The 2,442-nt window shown below is 37.4% G+C and carries 3 protein-coding genes; all 3 read left to right on the top strand.

Going from position 1 to position 2,442, the window contains the following annotated elements; all coding sequences use genetic code 11:
• The first annotated feature begins 463 nt into the window (after nt 1-463).
• Nucleotides 464-712: a DUF3297 family protein gene (locus ASV53_RS23625; RefSeq protein ID WP_062691918.1), complete on the top strand. Its 249-nt coding sequence runs from the start codon at nt 464-466 to the stop codon at nt 710-712.
• A 216-nt stretch (nt 713-928) separates the two neighbouring features.
• The gene (locus tag ASV53_RS23620; RefSeq protein ID WP_094958945.1) at nt 929-1,270 is read left to right on the top strand and encodes a hypothetical protein; all 342 of its coding nucleotides are present in this window, start codon (nt 929-931) and stop codon (nt 1,268-1,270) included.
• 381 nt (nt 1,271-1,651) lie between these two features.
• The coding region (locus ASV53_RS23615) for a hypothetical protein (protein WP_189337957.1) at nt 1,652-2,442 on the top strand (791 nt) is incomplete at its 3' end.

Raw genomic sequence — 2,442 nt, 5'->3', positions numbered from 1 at the left:
GTTTATAATGAAATAAGTCGTCACGATAAATTTTATTGATTTTTATAGCCTATCTGCTTGGGGAATAAGTTTATACTTGTCTCAAGTTTGAGACAGGAGGGTGGTGGTTAATATAATGTGAACATCCCTGCTGGGGAGCCTGCGTGATTAGCATCAAAACAATGAAACGAGATCGATGATACTAATTCACTCAGTTTATATTGTGTGTTGTGCGCGGTGTGTTGGATGGCGAAACAGCAAAATAGTAAAAAGGTTATGAATAAGCAGTAGAATGGAACATGTATCAATGCCGGTTCTTTTTGCTTTTACTATCCTATTGTTAAGTGTGATATGTGGCTTATTCGCTTTAAAATCAATCGATTATAACTATTTTTCTGCGAGTACCTTTTATTCATGCACCTATTGAGCGTAAGGATTATATTGACTACAATAGCGAGCTTTTTATTTATTACAGGTTACGGACATGAACGACGCTAAATCGCAACCAGCACTACCAGATCACCTTGCAGGTGACCCTCGTAGCCCACACCATGTGGCTGAGTGTTTTGAACATAACATTGGTATCCGTCTTAACGGCAAAGAGCGTTTTGATGTAGAAGAATACTGCATTAGTGAAGGTTGGGTTAAAATCCCATCACCTAAAGCGTTGGACCGTCGCGGTCAACCTATGCTTATTAAGCTAAAAGGTACTGTCGAAGCTTTTTACAAATAAGTTGCTTTAACTTTTTACCTAACAAGAGCCTGATACTATTTGGGCTCTTTTTTTATCTAGCTCTAAATCATTTACCTGCCTACACCTGCAATCAGGTAGAAATACCCATCCCACTCTTTGTATTTCGTGTTGGTGCCGTGCGGCACATCACTAATAGCAAAGGCACTAAAAGCTAAAATATACGCCATTAAATACTCATAATATAAAGGCACGTTTTTGGCTAAAGAGCTGCTCTCAACATTTGATCAAACCTTGTTTTCTCGTAGCTATCTAGTCACTGTCGGCTTGTTACTAATAAGTACTTCTATACTTATTCTATCTGCTATAGAAGGTATTGATTCTACAAGCTATGTGCTTCTGTCTCTGATTTTTGTCTTGGGGCTACTAAGCCTTTGTGTGGGTTTTATAGTGCCTAAAAGCAAAATTGATGCTTGGGCTGCTGCATTTTCAAAACATGAAATCAGTATTATTGTCATTATATTGTCTGTTCCAACTTATTTGGTAATGTATAAAGCCCGTCAGGCATTAATGCGAGTTCGTAATAGCAATCACATATAATTCCAAGTTCAACACTCTTCAAGCATGGCAGTAAAGTAGGGCGGTTTGTGATGCCATTTCAGAAGGCAGCACCCAAATCGGTGGCGTTGTTCCTTTGATCGCATCGTTCGCAGTTGGCCTGTGGGATATGTTCCGTAACGAGAAAAAGTAGGAGAGTGACGAGTATGGATTTATATCAAACCATACTCGTGGCTGCGGCCACGGGTTTTTGCTCAGCGTTTGGTACGGGTATTGCCATGAAAACGGATATTGTTTGGATTAAGAAGGTGTTGGATACTCATAATTCTCGAATTGAGAAAATAGAAAGAAGCTAGCACTTTATTGTTTAACATGTCATCTTATTGTTATAATCGAAAAAGTATATTTATCAATGAGGCTGACATGAGTCCCGACAACGTATTAAACATATATACCACTTTTAAAGATTATGGGAGGGGGTTTAGCGTGCTTCCTCCGGAAAGTACGTTATCATATTATTTTAAATCAATCATATCTGAGGAAAGAGGGGATATATATTCACTAAGAGTTATTGATAACAGGCCGACTGAATTTTATGTCTGTTATAGTGAATTGCCAATTTTCATCAAAAAAATAACAATCACCATAACATCAAAGGTTGCCCCAAAGTTAATTGCCATTAATCATGAGGGTAAGGAAGATGTTATAAACATGACTAGCAGCATAAGACATCAGGGAAACTTACAAATAACATACGACTGTAATGAGCATTACAGTCGTGTTTATTTTAAATCTAGTACTTTAGCTCAAGTTCCCATTAACTTTTCGTGCCTTGCTATTTCACACAGCGACCTTATAAAGATAACATCCAAGCTAAATAACTCCATCCCAGAGTTAAAAGAAAGCTTTGATGATTTTAAAAATGGCTTAAGGGAAGAGATAAATGAGACAGAAGAATTATTAAAAAGTAGAAAGGATGAACTAGCTGAAACTAGGCAAAATATTACGCATGAAAGTAATGAGCTTAGCGCCATAACTCAAGCTGTAGGTGAACTAGATAAAAATCTAAAGCACTTAAGAAAGGAACGTGCAAGTATTAATGAACAAAGTCGAGACTTTAGAAAGGAGATGGCAGAGGCTCAAAAAAATCTCGACCAAACTAATGGTGAGATAGATTGCAATTCTGAGGCAATTGTAAATTTAAACTCTGAGAT

The sequence above is a fragment of the Photobacterium sanguinicancri genome (assembly GCF_002265265.1).
GTDB lineage: Bacteria > Pseudomonadota > Gammaproteobacteria > Enterobacterales > Vibrionaceae > Photobacterium > Photobacterium sanguinicancri.
The sequence above is the reverse complement of the archived record's forward strand: the minus strand, read 5'-3'. Positions and strand labels throughout refer to the sequence as shown.